The sequence below is a fragment of the Streptomyces sp. R818 genome (genome assembly GCF_056172735.1).
Window position 1 is genome coordinate 817,770 of the sequence record NZ_JAOCNE010000006.1, and the last position, 16,333, is coordinate 834,102.

21 protein-coding genes are annotated in these 16,333 nt (G+C 68.3%); 19 read left to right on the top strand and 2 right to left on the bottom strand.

The window, feature by feature from the left end; translation table 11 throughout:
* The first annotated feature begins 2 nt into the window (after positions 1-2).
* The 14 genes from rplR (at position 3) to truA (ending at position 9,212) form a co-directional block, all read left to right on the top strand.
* Complete coding sequence (gene rplR, locus N5I75_RS20165) at positions 3-386, top strand: 50S ribosomal protein L18 (protein WP_394433434.1); 384 nt, start codon at positions 3-5, stop codon at positions 384-386.
* Positions 387-456: 70 nt separating this feature from the next.
* Positions 457-1,062: a 30S ribosomal protein S5 gene (gene rpsE, locus N5I75_RS20170; protein WP_207824967.1), complete on the top strand. Its 606-nt coding sequence runs from the start codon at positions 457-459 to the stop codon at positions 1,060-1,062.
* Entirely contained in the window at positions 1,062-1,241 is a 180-nt protein-coding gene (rpmD, locus tag N5I75_RS20175; RefSeq protein WP_052580766.1) for a 50S ribosomal protein L30, read from the top strand. The genes rpsE and rpmD overlap by 1 nt, the downstream gene beginning before the upstream one ends.
* A gap of 2 nt (positions 1,242-1,243) precedes the next feature.
* The gene (gene rplO, locus N5I75_RS20180) at positions 1,244-1,699 is read left to right on the top strand and encodes a 50S ribosomal protein L15 (RefSeq protein WP_476679285.1); all 456 of its coding nucleotides are present in this window, start codon (positions 1,244-1,246) and stop codon (positions 1,697-1,699) included.
* A gap of 236 nt (positions 1,700-1,935) precedes the next feature.
* Positions 1,936-3,249 carry a preprotein translocase subunit SecY gene (gene secY, locus N5I75_RS20185; RefSeq protein ID WP_476679286.1) on the top strand — a complete coding sequence of 438 codons (1,314 nt, stop codon included), beginning with the start codon at positions 1,936-1,938 and terminating at the stop codon, positions 3,247-3,249.
* Positions 3,249-3,896, top strand: coding sequence for an adenylate kinase (locus N5I75_RS20190; RefSeq protein WP_476679287.1), 648 nt, complete (start codon positions 3,249-3,251; stop codon positions 3,894-3,896). The genes secY and N5I75_RS20190 overlap by 1 nt, the downstream gene beginning before the upstream one ends.
* A 118-nt stretch (positions 3,897-4,014) precedes the next feature.
* Positions 4,015-4,851 carry a type I methionyl aminopeptidase gene (gene map / locus N5I75_RS20195; RefSeq protein WP_476679288.1) on the top strand — a complete coding sequence of 279 codons (837 nt, stop codon included), beginning with the start codon at positions 4,015-4,017 and terminating at the stop codon, positions 4,849-4,851.
* 159 nt (positions 4,852-5,010) lie between these two features.
* Complete coding sequence (infA, locus tag N5I75_RS20200; RefSeq protein WP_003948620.1) at positions 5,011-5,232, top strand: translation initiation factor IF-1; 222 nt, start codon at positions 5,011-5,013, stop codon at positions 5,230-5,232.
* A gap of 59 nt (positions 5,233-5,291) precedes the next feature.
* Positions 5,292-5,405: a 50S ribosomal protein L36 gene (gene rpmJ / locus N5I75_RS20205; protein ID WP_003974245.1), complete on the top strand. Its 114-nt coding sequence runs from the start codon at positions 5,292-5,294 to the stop codon at positions 5,403-5,405.
* A gap of 220 nt (positions 5,406-5,625) precedes the next feature.
* The gene (gene rpsM / locus N5I75_RS20210; protein ID WP_476679289.1) at positions 5,626-6,006 is read left to right on the top strand and encodes a 30S ribosomal protein S13; all 381 of its coding nucleotides are present in this window, start codon (positions 5,626-5,628) and stop codon (positions 6,004-6,006) included.
* A 64-nt stretch (positions 6,007-6,070) separates the two neighbouring features.
* On the top strand, positions 6,071-6,475 hold the full coding sequence (gene rpsK / locus N5I75_RS20215) for a 30S ribosomal protein S11 (protein ID WP_003948617.1): 405 nt from the start codon (positions 6,071-6,073) through the stop codon (positions 6,473-6,475).
* A 116-nt stretch (positions 6,476-6,591) separates the two neighbouring features.
* Complete coding sequence (locus N5I75_RS20220; RefSeq protein WP_399056908.1) at positions 6,592-7,614, top strand: DNA-directed RNA polymerase subunit alpha; 1,023 nt, start codon at positions 6,592-6,594, stop codon at positions 7,612-7,614.
* A 118-nt stretch (positions 7,615-7,732) separates the two neighbouring features.
* Entirely contained in the window at positions 7,733-8,227 is a 495-nt protein-coding gene (gene rplQ, locus N5I75_RS20225; RefSeq protein WP_476679290.1) for a 50S ribosomal protein L17, read from the top strand.
* Between the two features lie 142 nt (positions 8,228-8,369).
* Positions 8,370-9,212: a tRNA pseudouridine(38-40) synthase TruA gene (gene truA, locus N5I75_RS20230; protein ID WP_476679291.1), complete on the top strand. Its 843-nt coding sequence runs from the start codon at positions 8,370-8,372 to the stop codon at positions 9,210-9,212.
* Positions 9,213-9,286: 74 nt separating this feature from the next.
* Here the strand turns inward: truA and N5I75_RS20235 are convergent, their stop codons facing one another.
* Positions 9,287-10,138 carry a hypothetical protein gene (locus N5I75_RS20235; protein WP_476679292.1) on the bottom strand — a complete coding sequence of 284 codons (852 nt, stop codon included), beginning with the start codon at positions 10,136-10,138 and terminating at the stop codon, positions 9,287-9,289.
* Positions 10,139-10,408: 270 nt separating this feature from the next.
* On the opposite strand from N5I75_RS20235, the gene rplM reads away from it, so the two are divergent.
* From rplM to glmM, 3 genes are all read left to right on the top strand, one after another.
* A complete protein-coding gene (gene rplM, locus N5I75_RS20240) occupies positions 10,409-10,852 on the top strand; it encodes a 50S ribosomal protein L13 (protein ID WP_324767608.1) in 444 nt (147 codons plus the stop codon).
* A 42-nt stretch (positions 10,853-10,894) separates the two neighbouring features.
* Positions 10,895-11,416, top strand: a complete 522-nt coding sequence (gene rpsI / locus N5I75_RS20245; protein WP_399056889.1) for a 30S ribosomal protein S9 — start codon at positions 10,895-10,897, stop codon at positions 11,414-11,416.
* Between the two features lie 99 nt (positions 11,417-11,515).
* A complete protein-coding gene (gene glmM / locus N5I75_RS20250; protein WP_476679293.1) occupies positions 11,516-12,874 on the top strand; it encodes a phosphoglucosamine mutase in 1,359 nt (452 codons plus the stop codon).
* 72 nt (positions 12,875-12,946) lie between these two features.
* Here the strand turns inward: glmM and coaA are convergent, their stop codons facing one another.
* The gene (gene coaA, locus N5I75_RS20255; protein WP_476679294.1) at positions 12,947-13,957 is read right to left on the bottom strand and encodes a type I pantothenate kinase; all 1,011 of its coding nucleotides are present in this window, start codon (positions 13,955-13,957) and stop codon (positions 12,947-12,949) included.
* A gap of 231 nt (positions 13,958-14,188) precedes the next feature.
* Here coaA and N5I75_RS20260 point away from each other — a divergent pair, with 231 nt between their 5' ends.
* Positions 14,189-14,446: a hypothetical protein gene (locus tag N5I75_RS20260; RefSeq protein ID WP_476679295.1), complete on the top strand. Its 258-nt coding sequence runs from the start codon at positions 14,189-14,191 to the stop codon at positions 14,444-14,446.
* A gap of 16 nt (positions 14,447-14,462) precedes the next feature.
* A complete protein-coding gene (gene glmS / locus N5I75_RS20265) occupies positions 14,463-16,316 on the top strand; it encodes a glutamine--fructose-6-phosphate transaminase (isomerizing) (RefSeq protein WP_476679296.1) in 1,854 nt (617 codons plus the stop codon).
* Positions 16,317-16,333 lie beyond the last annotated feature (17 nt).

Below are 16,333 nucleotides of genomic sequence, written 5' to 3' on the forward strand. Positions count from 1 at the left end.
CCATGGCATACGGTCAGAAGATCGCTAAGGGCGACGCTTACAAGCGTGCGGCTATCAAGCGCCGCCACATCCGTATCCGCAAGAACATCTCGGGTACGGCCGAGCGTCCGCGTCTGGTCGTGACGCGCTCCAACCGCAACATCGTCGCCCAGGTGATCGACGACGTGAAGGGTCACACCCTCGCGTCGGCGTCCACCCTGGACTCGTCGATCCGCGGTGGCGAGGGCGACAAGTCCGCGCAGGCCAAGTCGGTCGGCGCCCTGGTCGCCGAGCGCGCCAAGGCCGCCGGTGTCGAGGCCGTCGTGTTCGACCGTGGTGGTAACCAGTACGCCGGGCGCATCGCCGCCCTGGCGGACGCCGCCCGCGAAGCCGGACTCAAGTTCTGAGTCTTGCCCGTTCGCGCAGCGAATCCTTGATGCGCTGCGTAGCTAGCGGAAACAGAGAGAGGTAATTCCAATGGCTGGACCCCAGCGCCGCGGTGGCGGTGCCGGTGGCGGCGAGCGGCGGGACCGGAAGGGTCGCGACGGTGGCAACGCCGCCGCCGAGAAGACCGCGTACGTTGAGCGCGTTGTCGCGATCAACCGCGTCGCCAAGGTTGTGAAGGGTGGTCGTCGCTTCAGCTTCACTGCGCTCGTCGTAGTGGGCGACGGTGACGGCACCGTGGGTGTCGGTTACGGCAAGGCCAAGGAGGTGCCGGCCGCCATCGCCAAGGGTGTTGAGGAGGCCAAGAAGCACTTCTTCAAGGTCCCCCGTATCCAGGGCACCATCCCGCACCCGATCCAGGGTGAGAAGGCTGCCGGCGTCGTGCTGCTCAAGCCCGCGTCCCCGGGTACCGGTGTTATCGCCGGTGGTCCGGTGCGCGCCGTGCTCGAGTGCGCCGGCGTTCACGACATCCTGTCGAAGTCGCTCGGCTCCGACAACGCGATCAACATCGTGCACGCGACCGTGGAGGCCCTGAAGGGTCTGCAGCGCCCCGAGGAGATCGCGGCCCGCCGTGGTCTGCCCCTCGAGGACGTCGCTCCCGCGGCTCTGCTTCGTGCGCGTGCCGGGGCTGGTGCGTAATGGCGCAGCTCAAGATCACGCAGGTCAAGTCGTACATCGGCAGCAAGCAGAACCACCGTGACACCCTGCGCTCCCTCGGTCTCAAGGGGATCAACACGCAGGTCGTCAAGGAGGACCGCCCCGAGTTCCGCGGCATGGTGCACACCGTCCGCCACCTCGTGACGGTTGAGGAGGTCTGATCATGGCGGAGAACAACCCGCTCAAGATCCACAACCTCCGTCCGGCCCCCGGCGCCAAGACCGCCAAGACCCGTGTCGGTCGTGGTGAGGCGTCGAAGGGTAAGACGGCCGGTCGTGGTACCAAGGGCACGAAGGCCCGCTACCAGGTTCCGGAGCGCTTCGAGGGTGGGCAGATGCCCCTCCACATGCGCCTCCCGAAGCTGAAGGGCTTCAAGAACCCCGCCCACAAGCAGTTCCAGGTGGTGAACCTGGAGAAGCTGGCCGCGCTCTACCCCGAGGGTGGCGAGGTCACGGTGGCCGGTCTGGTCGCCAAGGGCGCGGTGCGCAACAACGAGCTCGTCAAGGTCCTCGGCCAGGGCGAGATCTCCGTGGCGCTGCAGGTGACGGTCGACGCCGTCTCCGGCTCCGCCAAGGAGAAGATCACCGCCGCGGGCGGTACGGTCACCGAGCTCGTCTGATCCCAGACGCCGTCTCGATGACATGAGCGATCCCGACCGGGGATACCCCACAAAAGGGGTATCCCCGGTTGGTCGTTCCTAGGGGACCATGTCCGCCGGTAAGGTGGCGTCCGCTGTCAATGTGCGGGCTTGTCTGCTGTCCCCGGCACCAATCCCGGATCTTGACCGTTACCCATTCGTCGAATCCTCAAGACCGTCACCTCTGACGCACGCGCGCGGGGGTCGCAGGAGGCACCGTGCTCACCGCGTTCGCCCGGGCGTTCAAGACGCCCGACCTGCGCAAGAAGCTGCTCTTCACGCTGGGCATCGTCGTGATCTACCGGCTCGGGGCGCACATCCCGATCCCCGGTGTGGATTACTCGAACGTCCAGACGTGCATGGACGTGGCCAACTCCAGCACCGGCCTGTTCGGTCTGGTCAACATGTTCAGCGGTGGCGCGCTGCTGCAGATCACGGTCTTCGCGCTCGGCATCATGCCGTACATCACCGCGAGCATCATTCTGCAGCTGCTCACCGTGGTGATCCCGCGCCTCGAAGCCCTCAAGAAGGAGGGTCAGGCCGGTACCGCGAAGATCACGCAGTACACCCGGTACCTGACCGTGGCGCTCGCCATCCTTCAGGGCACGGGCCTCGTCGCCACCGCCCGTACCGGCGCCCTCTTCCAGGGCTGCCCCGTCGCGAGCGAGATCGTCCCGGACCAGTCGATCTTCATCACCATCACGATGGTCATCACGATGACCGCCGGTACCTGCGTCATGATGTGGCTCGGTGAGCTGATCACCGACCGTGGCATCGGCAACGGCATGTCGATCCTGATGTTCATCTCGATCGCCGCCACCTTCCCGTCCGCGCTGTGGGCCATCAAGAAGCAGGGCTCGCTGGCCGACGGCTGGATCGAGTTCGGCACCGTCATCCTGGTCGGCCTCGTCATGGTCGCCCTGGTCGTCTTCGTCGAGCAGGCCCAGCGCCGTATCCCGGTGCAGTACGCGAAGCGCATGATCGGCCGTCGTTCCTACGGCGGTACGTCTACGTACATCCCGCTCAAGGTGAACCAGGCGGGTGTGATCCCGGTCATCTTCGCCTCGTCGCTGCTCTACATCCCGGCACTCGTCGCCCAGTTCGCGGGTGGCGACTCGCAGTGGAAGGTGTGGATCGACGACCACCTGACCAAGGGAAACCACCCGTACTACATCATCACGTACTTCCTTTTGATCGTGTTCTTCGCCTTCTTCTACGTGGCGATCTCGTTCAACCCCGAGGAAGTCGCGGACAACATGAAGAAGTATGGTGGCTTCATCCCGGGCATCCGGGCTGGCCGACCGACCGCTGAGTATCTTTCGTACGTACTCAACCGGATCACCTGGCCGGGTTCGCTGTACTTGGGGCTGATCGCACTCGTACCGACGATGGCGTTGGTTGGTTTCGGGGCAAACCAGAACTTCCCGTTCGGCGGCACCAGCATCCTGATCATCGTGGGTGTTGGTCTGGAGACGGTGAAGCAGATCGAGAGCCAGCTTCAGCAGCGCAATTACGAAGGGTTCCTCCGCTGATGCGAATCGTCCTCGTCGGGCCGCCTGGTGCCGGCAAGGGAACGCAGGCCGCGTTCCTTGCCCAGAACCTGTCGATCCCGCACATCTCCACGGGCGACCTCTTCCGTGCCAACATCAGCCAGGGCACGGAGCTGGGCAAGCAGGCCAAGTCGTTCATGGACGCGGGCCAGCTGGTACCGGACGAGGTCACCATCGGGATGGCCAAGGACCGCATGGAGCAGCCGGACGCCGTCAACGGCTTCCTGCTCGACGGCTTCCCTCGCAACGTCTCGCAGGCCGAGGCGCTGGACGTCGCCCTCAAGGCGGACGACGTGAAGCTGGACGCGGTCCTGGACCTGGAGGTCCCCGAGGACGAGGTGGTCAAGCGCATCGCCGGCCGCCGCATCTGCCGCAACGACTCGGCGCACGTGTTCCACGTCGCGTACAAGCAGCCGAAGGCCGAGGGCGTCTGTGACGTCTGCGGCGGCGAGCTGTACCAGCGCGACGACGACAAGGAAGAGACCGTGCGCAAGCGGCTCGAGGTCTACCACACGCAGACCGAGCCGATCATCGGTTACTACCGGGAGCAGGGGCTCGTGAAGACGATCTCCGCGCTCGGCAAGGTGGAAGAGGTCACGGCACGGGCCATGGAGGCCCTGGGCCGCTAGACCGGTTCCCCTTCTGTACGTGGCTGAGGCCGCGGTTCCCTGCTCCGGGGGCCGCGGCCTTAGTGTTGGTGGTGTACGTACACGTCGTACCGCTGGATGACGGAGAGCGCAGGCCCCCATGGTGCAGATCAAGACCCCCGACCAGATTCGCAAGATGCGGGAGGCGGGGCTTGTCGTCGCGGCGATCCACGCCGCGACCCGTGAGGCGGCCGTGCCGGGCGCGACCACGAGGGACCTGGACGAGGTCGCCCGCAAGGTGATCGCCGAGCACGGGGCGAAGTCGAACTTCCTCGGCTACGGCGGCTTCCCCGCGACCATCTGCACCTCGAAGAACGAGGTCGTCGTCCACGGCATCCCGAGCGACGAGGTCGTCCTGGAGGACGGCGACATCATCTCCATCGACTGCGGCGCGATCGTCGACGGCTGGCACGGGGACGCGGCGTACACCGCGTTCGTCGGCTCCGGTCACTCCCAGGAGCTGCTCGAGCTCTCCCGGGTGACCGAGGAGTCGATGTGGGCCGGGATCGCCGCGATGAAGCAGGGCAACCGCCTCGTCGACATCTCCCGCGCCATCGAGACCTACATCCGCCGCCAGCCGAAGCCCGGCGGCGGCAAGTACGGCATCGTCGAGGACTACGGCGGTCACGGCATCGGCACCGAGATGCACATGGACCCGCATCTGCTGAACTACGTCGAGCGGCGCCGCGGCAAGGGTCCCAAGCTCGTCCCCGGCTTCTGCCTCGCGATCGAGCCCATGGTCTCGCTCGGCACCCCCCGCACGGAGACCCTGTCGGACGACTGGACGGTCATCACGACGGACGGCACCTGGTCCTCCCACTGGGAGCACTCGGTGGCCCTGACGGAGGAAGGCCCGCTCGTCCTGACGGCGCCCGATGGCGGCAAGGCGAAGCTCGCCGAGATGGGAATTGTCGCCGCGCCGGATCCGTTGGCGTAAGCGCTGCGTCGGTGGCTTAGGGATCTTCCCCGTAGGGCAGAATTCTCGGATTCGTCTTTCCGGGGGCGCTGACGTAGACTGACTCGTCGGCTCTCGTGTATCTGCATGTCCGCATGCGTGGCGAGAGTCGATCAAGGTAGTCGATTCGAAGGGCGAAGCGTGGCCAAGAAGCAAGGTGCCATCGAGATCGAAGGCACTGTCGTCGAGTCTCTTCCGAACGCCATGTTCAAGGTGGAGCTCCAGAACGGCCACCAGGTCCTGGCTCACATCAGCGGCAAGATGCGTATGCACTACATCCGTATCCTCCCTGACGACCGGGTCGTGGTGGAGCTGTCTCCGTACGACCTGACGCGTGGCCGGATCGTCTACCGGTACAAGTAGATCTTGCCTGTTCCCGCTTCTCGGCGGGGCGCCGGCAACTGACCCGGAGAACCTCACCCATGAAGGTCAAGCCGAGCGTCAAGAAGATCTGCGACAAGTGCAGGGTGATCCGCCGTCACGGTCGGGTCATGGTGATCTGCGACAACCCGCGCCACAAGCAGCGCCAGGGCTGACGCACGACTTACTGCAGTTCGTTCGCAGAGTTTCGCGCGACGCACGCAACACATTGAGTACATATGCAGGGCCCGCCGGCAGTGCACACCTTTCTGCGCACCGCGGCGACACCTTCGGTCGGAGGCCGGGGACCCAGTCGTACCGAACCGCTCATCGCAGCGGGGACGGCGGCGGGGAGTGGCTCTGCTGCAGACCTCCGAAAATCAACAGGAGCCATGAATGGCACGCGTTGAAGGCGTTGACCTCCCGCGCGACAAGCGCATCGAGGTCGCCCTCACCTACGTGTTCGGCATCGGCCGTACGCGCGCCCAGCAGACGCTGGACACCGTGGGCGTCGACCGCAACATCCGCGTCCGCGACCTGAGCGAGGAAGACCTCGTCAAGATCCGCGAGTACGTGGACCAGAACTTCCAGACCGAGGGTGACCTCCGTCGCGAGATCCAGGCCGACATCCGCCGCAAGGTCGAGATCGGCTGCTACCAGGGTCTGCGCCACCGTCGTGGTCTGCCGGTCCGCGGTCAGCGCACCAGCACGAACGCGCGTACCCGCAAGGGCCCGCGTCGCGCCATCGCCGGTAAGAAGAAGCCGGGCAAGAAGTAGTCCTCAGCGGACGCTTTTCAGCGGTCTTCGCTGTAGGACCGACCACCTCCCGTAGGAGAACGACATGCCCCCCAAGGGACGTCAGGGCGCTGCCAAGAAGGTGCGCCGCAAGGAAAAGAAGAACGTCGCTCACGGCCACGCGCACATCAAGAGCACGTTCAACAACACGATCGTGTCCATCACGGACCCGACCGGCAACGTGATCTCGTGGGCCTCCGCCGGCCACGTCGGCTTCAAGGGCTCCCGCAAGTCCACGCCGTTCGCCGCGCAGATGGCCGCCGAGTCGGCTGCCCGTCGCGCCCAGGAGCACGGCATGCGCAAGGTCGACGTCTTCGTCAAGGGCCCGGGTTCCGGTCGTGAGACCGCCATCCGTTCGCTCCAGGCGACCGGCCTCGAGGTCGGCTCGATCCAGGACGTCACGCCGACCCCGCACAACGGCTGCCGTCCCCCCAAGCGTCGTCGCGTCTGACGCTCGGACGTATTGAGGTTTCGGGCGGTACGGCTCCTCGGGGCGGTGCCGCCCGTACCCTTGTTCTATCTCAGGGCATCAAATAGTGGGTGCCCCTGAACTGAAGGACTCCACACATGCTGATCGCTCAGCGCCCCTCGTTGACCGAAGAGGTCGTCGACGAATTCCGCTCCCGGTTCGTGATCGAGCCGCTGGAGCCGGGCTTCGGCTACACCCTCGGCAACTCGCTCCGCCGGACCCTGCTGTCCTCGATCCCGGGTGCGGCCGTCACGTCGATCCGGATCGACGGTGTCCTGCACGAGTTCACCACCGTGCCGGGCGTCAAGGAAGACGTCACCGACCTCATCCTGAACATCAAGCAGCTGGTCGTGAGCAGTGAGCACGACGAGCCGGTCGTGATGTACCTGCGCAAGCAGGGCCCGGGTCTGGTCACCGCCGCCGACATCGCGCCCCCGGCCGGTGTCGAGGTGCACAACCCCGACCTCGTCCTCGCCACGCTCAACGGCAAGGGCAAGCTGGAGATGGAGCTGACCGTCGAGCGCGGTCGCGGCTACGTCTCCGCCGTGCAGAACAAGCAGGTCGGTCAGGAGATCGGGCGCATCCCGGTCGACTCGATCTACTCGCCGGTTCTCAAGGTGACGTACAAGGTCGAGGCCACGCGTGTCGAGCAGCGCACCGACTTCGACAAGCTGATCGTCGACGTCGAGACCAAGCAGGCCATGCGTCCCCGTGACGCCATGGCGTCGGCCGGCAAGACCCTGGTCGAGCTGTTCGGTCTGGCCCGCGAGCTGAACGTCGACGCCGAGGGCATCGACATGGGGCCGTCGCCGACGGACGCCGCGCTCGCCGCCGATCTGGCGCTGCCGATCGAGGAGCTGGAGCTCACGGTCCGGTCGTACAACTGCCTCAAGCGTGAGGGCATCCACTCCGTGGGTGAGCTGGTCGCCCGCTCCGAGGCGGACCTGCTCGACATCCGCAACTTCGGTGCGAAGTCGATCGACGAGGTCAAGGCGAAGCTGCACGGTATGGGCCTCGCCCTGAAGGACTCGCCTCCCGGGTTCGACCCGACCGCCGCGGCTGACGCCTTTGGGGCTGACGATGACGCGGATGCCGGGTTCGTGGAGACCGAGCAGTACTGATTGATTTTTGGCTGCGGGACCGTTGTGGCTGGTCGCGCAGTTCCCCGCGCCCCTACCGGGGCGCGGCCACTGACCCCGGTACCTGATACGGCCGGGGCAGACAACAAGGAGAAACACCATGCCGAAGCCCACCAAGGGTGCCCGTCTGGGCGGCAGCGCCGCGCACGAGAAGCTGCTTCTCGCGAACCTGGCCAAGCAGCTCTTCGAGCACGGCAAGATCACGACGACCGAGGCCAAGGCCCGTCGTCTGCGCCCGTACGCGGAGCGTCTGGTCACCAAGGCGAAGAAGGGCGACCTTCACAACCGCCGCCAGGTGCTGTCCGTCATCACCGACAAGAGCATCGTGCACACGCTCTTCACGGAGATCGGCCCGCGCTACGAGAACCGTCCGGGTGGTTACACCCGTATCACCAAGATCGGTAACCGCCGTGGCGACAACGCGCCCATGGCTGTCATCGAGCTGGTCGAGGCCCTGACGGTCGCGCAGCAGGCCACCGGTGAGGCCGAGGCCGCCACCAAGCGGTCCGCCAAGGACGCCGAGGCTGCCGCGCCGGCCGAGGTCGTCGAGGACGCCAAGCCGGCTGAGGCCGCCGAGGAGTCCAAGGACGCCTAGTCGTCCCTCGGGTGCCTGTGCCTCGCGGCTGCGGCTTTCGTCGTTGCTGGTCGCGCAGTTCCCCGCGCTCCTTCGGGGCGCTTGAGCGGGTCCGCCCTTCCTAGGGCGGGCCCGCTTTTTTGGTCGGTGAGAGGATCTATGGGTGAGTGACGAAGTGGGCGACGGGTTCGTGCGGGTGCGGCTCGATCTGTCGTACGACGGGACGGACTTCTCCGGGTGGGCCAAGCAGCCCGGCGGCCGGCGGACCGTCCAGGGGGAGATCGAGGACGCGCTGCGGACGGTGACCCGGTCCCTGGAGACGTACGAGCTGACCGTGGCCGGGCGGACCGATGCCGGGGTGCACGCGCGGGGGCAGGTGGCGCACGTCGACCTGCCGGACGCGGTGTGGGCCGAGCACGGGGACAAGCTGGTCAAGCGGCTGGCCGGGCGGTTGCCCCGGGACGTGCGGGTCTGGCGGGTCGGCGCGGCGCCGGACGGGTTCAACGCGCGGTTCGCGGCGCTGTGGCGGCGCTACGTCTACCGGGTCACCGACCGGCCGGGCGGCGTCGACCCGCTGCTGCGCAATCACGTGCTCTGGCACGACTGGGAGCTGGACACCGCCGCGATGGACGTCGCGGCGAAGTCCCTGATCGGCGAGCACGACTTCGCCGCGTACGCGAAGAAGCGCGAGGGCGCGACGACGATCCGGGAGATCCTCGACTTCGGGGTCGCGCGGCGCGGCGACGGCGTCATCGAGATCGAGGTGCGGGCGGACGCGTTCTGCTACAACCAGGTCCGGTCCATGGTCGGCGCGCTGCTGTTCGTGGGGGACGGGCACCGGGGCGCGGAGTGGCCGCGGAAGGTGCTCGACGCGGGGGTGCGGGACAGCGCGGTCCATGTGGTGCGGCCGCACGGGCTGACGCTGGAGGAGGTGGCCTATCCGGCGGACGGGCTGCTGGCGGAGCGGCAGGCGCAGGCGCGGCGGGTCCGCGGCGCGGTGCACTGAGACGAGGGGGCCCGGCGCTTCCCGGCGCCGGGCCCCTCGTGTCGTTCCTGGGTGTATGTCGTTCCTGGCCGGGGTCAGCCCGCCGTGGCCGCCGCCGATGCCTGCGTCGTGCCGCGGCGTTTGATCTGCTGGAACGTGTACGCCTGGAGGTCGTCGCCGAGGGCGTACAGGGACGTGTCCTGCTTCGTGGCGTTCTTGCCGTTCGTGTGGCCGCCGTTGGTGAAGTACGCGTAGCGGCCGGCGGAGTTCACCGTGACGCGGCAGACCGACGTACGGCAGAACGTCGGGACGCCGGAGCCGGGCAGCGAGAGGATCGCGCCGTTGTTCAGGTCGTACTGCTCCTTGGCGCGGGTCGCCGCCGCCTTGGTGTCGAAGACGGCGACACCGATGGTGACCGCGTCGCCACCGCTGGTGTAGGTGGCGCGGATCACCTGCGTGCAGCCGTTCTTTTTCAGGACGCCGGCCAGGCCCTTGGTGCCGACGGAGGCGCAGTCCGTCGTACGGGCCGTGGCGCCCTTCTTGTACTCGCGGCCGTTGAAGGGGAGCGTCGCGCCGGGGAACAGCGTGTCCGCGGTCAGCGGCGCCTTGTCCTTGGCCGCGCTGTCGATGAAGTCGTCCGGGTTCAGCGGCGGCGGCGGGGTGGTCTCCGCGAAGGTCGGCCCCGCCGTCCTGCCCTCGCTCGGGATGTCCGCGCTGCTGGAGAGGGAGCCGCCCGGCTTGTTCGCGGCCGTGCTGTCGCCGCCCGCGGAGACGATGGCCCAGGCGACCGCCGAGCCCACCGCGAGCGTGGCGACGACCGCGCCGCCGATCAGTGTCCAGCGCTTCTTGCGCGCGCGTGCCTCTGACGCCTCCGCCAGCGCGGCCCAGTCCGGAGCGCCCCCGCTGTCACCGGAACCCCACGCGGGTCCCCCCTGCCCGAAACTCATGGGGCGCATCTTAGACGCCGCCCGTTACCCTGGCGGGACTAGGTGGCAGGACACCGTTTTGACCCGTCCGGGTCGCCACGGGTATTCTGCCTAGTCGTTATGTGTATTGGCTCGCTCATCCTCAGATGAGGAGTCCGTGCACGGGTTCCCTGGAGCAGTTACCAGTGGGCGGCATACGGGCGCTGAACCCGGCACTGTCGTCCCCAGCTGCACGATCGCTTCAGTGATGCCATGTTTCAGCACCCATCCACTGAAGAAGAAGGCTGCGAAGTGCGTACGTACAGCCCTAAGCCCGGCGATGTGACTCGCCAGTGGCACGTCATTGACGCGCAGGACATCGTCCTGGGCCGTCTGGCCACCACTGCCGCGAACCTCCTCCGCGGCAAGCACAAGCCGACCTATGCCCCGCACATGGACATGGGCGACTTCGTCATCATCATCAACGCCGACAAGGTTCACCTGTCCGGCAACAAGAAGACCCAGAAGATGGCGTACCGCCACTCCGGCTACCCGGGCGGTCTGCGCTCCGTGCGCTACGACGACCTCCTGGCGAACAACCCGGAGAAGGCCGTCGAGAAGGCCATCAAGGGCATGATCCCCAAGAACACCCTGGGCCGTCAGATGCTCTCGAAGCTGAAGGTCTACTCGGGCGACCAGCACCCCCACGCTGCCCAGCAGCCGGTGCCGTTCGAGATCACCCAGGTCGCGCAGTAGTTCCGGCCACCCCCTAAGACAGAAAAGAATCTGAGGAGAATCGTGGCCGAGACCACTGCCGAGACGCCGGTCGAAGAGACCGAGATCGTCGACGTCGAGAGCTACACCACCGAGTCGGACGCGCCCGTCGAGGGCGAGTACACCTCGGAGTCCAACCCGGCCCGCTTCGGTGACCCGCAGCCCGCCGCCGGCCTGGGCCGCCGCAAGAACGCCATCGCCCGTGTCCGGATCGTCCCGGGCACCGGCAAGTGGAAGGTCAACGGGCGCACGCTCGAGGACTACTTCCCGAACAAGGTCCACCAGCAGGAAGTCAACGAGCCCTTCAAGGTGCTCGAGCTCGACGGCCGCTACGACGTCATCGCCCGCATCGCGGGTGGCGGTGTCTCCGGTCAGGCCGGTGCCCTGCGCCTCGGCGTGGCCCGCGCGCTGAACGAGGCGGACGTGGACAACAACCGCCCGGCGCTGAAGAAGGCCGGCTACCTCAAGCGCGACGACCGTGCCGTCGAGCGCAAGAAGGCCGGTCTCAAGAAGGCCCGCAAGGCCCCGCAGTACAGCAAGCGCTAAATCGCTGCCTGCTTGTTTTTCCTGTTCGCCCCGGCGGCACCTCGCGTGCCCGCCGGGGCGTTCGGCTTATGGATAAGTGGAAGTTTCGGAGGACAACAAGTGGGACGACTCTTCGGCACCGACGGCGTGCGCGGCGTGGCCAACGCGGATCTGACGGCCGAGCTGGCGCTCGGTCTCTCCGTCGCAGCGGCGCACGTACTCGGTGAGGCGGGCTCCTTCGAGGGGCACCGCCCGGTGGCCGTCGTCGGCCGCGACCCGCGGGCCTCGGGCGAGTTCCTGGAGGCCGCGGTCGTCGCGGGCCTGGCCAGCGCGGGCGTCGACGTCCTGCGCGTCGGTGTGCTGCCCACCCCCGCGGTGGCGTACCTCACCGGCGCCCTGGAGGCCGACCTCGGTGTGATGCTCTCCGCGAGCCACAACGCGATGCCGGACAACGGCATCAAGTTCCTCGCGCGCGGCGGCCACAAGCTCGACGACGCCCTGGAGGACCGCATCGAGGAGGTCTACGAGCAGCACCGCACCGGCGCGCCCTGGGACCGCCCGACCGGCGCCGGTGTCGGCCGCGTGAAGTCGTACGAGGAAGGGTTCGACCGCTATGTCGAGCACCTGCTCGGCGTGCTGCCGAACCGGCTCGACGGCCTGAAGATCGTCCTCGACGAGGCGCACGGCGCCGCGGCCCACGTCTCGCCCGAGGCGTTCACGCGCGCGGGCGCCGAGGTCGTCACCATCGGCGCCGAGCCCGACGGTCTCAACATCAACGACGGCTGCGGCTCGACCCACCTCGACCTGCTCAAGGCCGCCGTCGTCGAGCACAAGGCCGACTTCGGCATCGCGCACGACGGCGACGCCGACCGCTGCCTCGCCGTGGACCACACCGGCTCCGAGGTCGACGGCGACCAGATCATGGCCGTCCTCGCCCTCTCCATGCGCGAGCACGGCGCCCTGCGCCAGGACACCGTTGTCGCCACCGTCATGTCGAACCTCGGCTTCAAGCTGGCCATGGAGCGCGAGGGCATCACCTTCGTGCAGACCGCCGTCGGCGACCGGTACGTCCTGGAGTCGATGAAGCAGCACTCCTACGCGCTCGGCGGCGAGCAGTCCGGGCACGTCATCGTGCTCGACCACGCCACGACCGGCGACGGCACGCTCACCGGCCTGCTGCTCGCGGCGCGCGTCGCCCAGACGGGGCGCAGCCTCCAGGACCTGGCCTCCGTCATGGAGCGCCTGCCGCAGGTGCTCATCAACGTGCCGGACGTCGACAAGTCCCGGGTCACCACCTCCGACGAGCTGACCACGGCCGTCGCCGACGCCGAGCGCGAGCTGGGCGCCACGGGCCGGGTGCTCCTGCGTTCCTCCGGCACCGAGCCGCTGGTCCGCGTCATGGTCGAGGCCGCCGACATCGAGCAGGCGCGGGCCGTGGCGCAGCGCCTGGCCGACGTCGTGAAGTCGGCGCTGGGCTGACGGCCCCCGCGCGACACATACGTGTGGCCCCGCCCCGGGAAGGTCTCCGGGGCGGGGCCACACGTATGTTTCTCAGAGTTTGCGCAGCCGCAGCCGCTGCACCTTGTGGTCCGGGCCCTTGCGGATGACGAGGCCGGCGCGGCCGCGCGTCGGGGCCACGTTCTCCAGGAGGTTGACCTGGTTGACCGTCCGCCAGGTCGTGCGCGCGTAGTCGAGCGCCTCCTCCTCGGAGACCTGCGTGTACTTGCGGAAGTACGAGGACGGGTCCTGGAAGGCGGTCGCGCGCAGCTTGCGGAACCGGTTGAGGTACCAGCGCTCGATGTCCTCGGCGCGCGCGTCCACGTACACGCTGAAGTCGAAGTAGTCGGCGAGCGCGACGCGGGTGCGGCCGTCCTTGCCGGGCAGGGCGGGCTGGAGCACGTTGATGCCCTCGACGATGAGGATGTCGGGGCGGCGGACCACAAGCTTCTGATCAGGCACGATGTCGTAGATCAGGTGTGAGTAGACGGGGGCGGTGACCTCGTCCTTGCCCGCCTTGATGTCGGCGACGAACCGGGTCAGGGCCCGACGGTCGTAGGACTCGGGGAAGCCCTTGCGCGCCATCAGGCCGCGGGCCTCCAGCTCCCTTGTGGGCAGCAGGAAGCCGTCGGTGGTGACGCGCTCCACGCGCGGGTGCTCGGGCCAGCGCGAGAGCAGCGCTTGGAGGAGCCGGGCGACCGTCGACTTGCCGACGGCGACCGAGCCCGCGACACCTATGACGAAGGGTGTGCCCGACTGGGACGCCTTCTGGCCGGTGTCGCCGAGGAAGGTGTTCACGGCGGAGCGCAAGCCGTCGGTGGCGCCGACGTAGAGGTTGAGGAGGCGGGAGAGCGGCAGGTAGATGTCGCGGACCTCGTCGAGATCGATCACGTCGCCGAGGCCGCGGACCCGCTCCACCTCGTCGGCGGTCAGCGGTAGTGGCGTCTTGTCACGCAGGGCGCTCCACTCGGTGCGGGTGAGGTCGACGTAGGGAGTCGCCTCCGGCCTGGGCCGGTGGGCGCTCCGGGAGGTCGCGTGCAGGGGCTCGGAGACCGGAGAGATCACAGTCCATTGTTACGGCTGTGTGGCGGCCATGGGGGGTGGGGTGTGTCACCCGGGGGCCGTCCGGTGACGCCGGGTGACGCCCGGTGTCCGCCCAGTGTCGGTCCCGGTCCTTCACGGCCGGGGTCGGATCGTCACATCTGTCCCACAGGTATGGACCTCGGGTGGAGGTGGCCGATACCTTTCCGTGACCCATGGGGCAGAGCCGCCTCCGTGGGTCCGGAGGTGAAGCAGATGTCCGTACCGCGCGTACCCCACTTCGTGCGACGGCTGGCCGGCGCCGAGCGTCCGCCGCCTCCCGCCGATGAGGACTGGGCCGGCCACGTCCGCAGTGAACTGGCGGGCGACCTGCCCGACGAGGACATCGGCGAGGACCTCGACGACTGCCTCGACCTGTACGAGATGGGCTCCAAGCCGCGCTGTGAGGAGGCCGAGTACCTGGGGCTCGTCCGGGACGCGCGGGACCGGCTCCTGTGGGGCCGCGAGAGCTGACCCTAGGCTTTCGCCCATGTGCGGAATCGTGGGATACGTAGGTTCACAGTCGGCCCTCGACGTCGTTCTGGCGGGGCTGCGGCGGCTCGAGTACCGGGGGTACGACTCGGCCGGCGCGGCGGTGCTCGCCGACGGGTCGATCGCCGCCGCGAAGAAGGCCGGCAAGCTCGCCAACCTGGAGAAGGAGCTGGTCGACCGGCCGCTGCCGAGCGGCGCCGCCGGGATCGGGCACACCCGCTGGGCCACGCACGGCGGCCCCACCGACGCCAACGCGCACCCGCACCTCGACAACGCGGGCCGGGTCGCCGTCGTCCACAACGGCATCATCGAGAACTTCGCCGAGCTGCGCGCCGAGCTGGCCGAGCGCGGGCATGAGCTGGCCTCCGAGACGGACACGGAGGTGGTGGCGCACCTGCTCGCCGAGGAGTTCTCGGCCTGCGGCGACCTCGCCGAGTCGATGCGGCTCGTCTGCCGCCGTCTCGACGGGGCGTTCACGCTGGTCGCGGCGCACGCGGACGTCCCGGACACGATCGTCGGGGCGCGCCGGAACTCGCCGCTCGTGGTCGGCGTCGGCGAGGGCGAGGCGTTCCTCGCCTCGGACGTCGCCGCGTTCATCGCGCACACGCGCTCCGCGATCGAGCTGGGCCAGGACCAGGTCGTCCTGGTGCGCCGGGACGCGGTGACGGTCACCGACTTCGAGGGACGGCCCGCCGACGACGCCGTACGCCACTACCACGTCGACTGGGACGCCTCCGCCGCCGAGAAGGGCGGCTATGACTACTTCATGCTCAAGGAGATCGCCGAGCAGCCGAAGGCCGTCGCGGACACGCTGCTCGGGCGGATCGGCGCGGGCGGGCAGCTCACCCTCGACGAGCTGCGCATCCCCGCGCAGGTCCTGAAGATGGTCGACAAGGTCGTCATCGTGGCGTGCGGTACGGCGTTCCACGCCGGGCTCATCGCCAAGTACGCCATCGAGCACTGGACCCGTATCCCCTGTGAGGTCGAGCTGGCCAGCGAGTTCCGCTACCGGGACCCGATCCTCGACGCCCGCTCCCTCGTCGTCGCGATCTCCCAGTCCGGCGAGACCATGGACACGCTGATGGCGCTGCGGCACGCGCGCGAACAAGGCGCGACCGTTCTCGCCATCTGCAACACCAACGGCTCGACGATCCCGCGCGAGTCCGACGCCGTGCTCTACACGCACGCGGGGCCCGAGGTCGCCGTCGCCTCGACGAAGGCGTTCCTGACGCAGCTCGTCGCGTGCTACCTGGTCGCGCTGTACCTCGGGCAGGTGCGGGGCACCAAGTGGGCCGACGAGATCCTGCCGGTCGTACGGGATCTCTCGCGCATCGGTGAGGAGGTCGAACGGGTCCTGGAGACGATGGAGCCGGTGCGCGAACTGGCGCGGTCCCTCGCCGGGCAGGACACCGTGCTCTTCCTCGGGAGGCACGTCGGGTACCCGGTGGCGCTGGAAGGTGCGCTGAAGCTGAAGGAGCTGGCGTACATGCACGCGGAGGGGTTCGCCGCGGGGGAGTTGAAGCACGGGCCGATCGCGCTCATCGAGGACGGGGTGCCCGTGGTGGTCGTGGTGCCGTCGCCGCGCGGGCGGTCCGTCCTCCACGACAAGATGGTCTCCAACATCCAGGAGATCCGGGCGCGCGGAGCCCTGACCATCGTGATCGCCGAGGAGGGCGACGAGGCGGTCGTCCCCTACGCCGATCATCTCGTCCGGGTCCCGGCCACGCCGACGCTGCTTCAGCCGCTGGTCGCGACGGTGCCGCTGCAGGTGTTCGCCTGCGAGCTGGCGACCGCGCGCGGCAACGAGGTGGACCAGCCGCGCAACCTCGCGAAGTCGGTCACCGTGGAGTAGCGGCCTTAAAGTGCCCG

Bases quoted from the DNA above. Each gene is read 5' to 3' on its own strand.
- N5I75_RS20235 (WP_476679292.1), bottom strand. From the start codon at position 10,138: ATGAGTTTCGGGCAGGGGGGACCCGCGTGGGGTTCCGGTGACAGCGGG.
- rpmJ (WP_003974245.1), top strand. From the start codon at position 5,292: ATGAAGGTCAAGCCGAGCGTCAAGAAGATCTGCGACAAGTGCAGGGTG.
- rpsM (WP_476679289.1), top strand. From the start codon at position 5,626: ATGGCACGCGTTGAAGGCGTTGACCTCCCGCGCGACAAGCGCATCGAG.
- N5I75_RS20190 (WP_476679287.1), top strand. From the start codon at position 3,249: ATGCGAATCGTCCTCGTCGGGCCGCCTGGTGCCGGCAAGGGAACGCAG.
- rpsE (WP_207824967.1), top strand. From the start codon at position 457: ATGGCTGGACCCCAGCGCCGCGGTGGCGGTGCCGGTGGCGGCGAGCGG.
- rpsK (WP_003948617.1), top strand. From the start codon at position 6,071: ATGCCCCCCAAGGGACGTCAGGGCGCTGCCAAGAAGGTGCGCCGCAAG.
- rplR (WP_394433434.1), top strand. From the start codon at position 3: ATGGCATACGGTCAGAAGATCGCTAAGGGCGACGCTTACAAGCGTGCG.
- N5I75_RS20260 (WP_476679295.1), top strand. From the start codon at position 14,189: ATGTCCGTACCGCGCGTACCCCACTTCGTGCGACGGCTGGCCGGCGCC.
- rpmD (WP_052580766.1), top strand. From the start codon at position 1,062: ATGGCGCAGCTCAAGATCACGCAGGTCAAGTCGTACATCGGCAGCAAG.
- glmS (WP_476679296.1), top strand. From the start codon at position 14,463: ATGTGCGGAATCGTGGGATACGTAGGTTCACAGTCGGCCCTCGACGTC.
- N5I75_RS20220 (WP_399056908.1), top strand. From the start codon at position 6,592: ATGCTGATCGCTCAGCGCCCCTCGTTGACCGAAGAGGTCGTCGACGAA.
- rplO (WP_476679285.1), top strand. From the start codon at position 1,244: ATGGCGGAGAACAACCCGCTCAAGATCCACAACCTCCGTCCGGCCCCC.
- rplQ (WP_476679290.1), top strand. From the start codon at position 7,733: ATGCCGAAGCCCACCAAGGGTGCCCGTCTGGGCGGCAGCGCCGCGCAC.
- map (WP_476679288.1), top strand. From the start codon at position 4,015: ATGGTGCAGATCAAGACCCCCGACCAGATTCGCAAGATGCGGGAGGCG.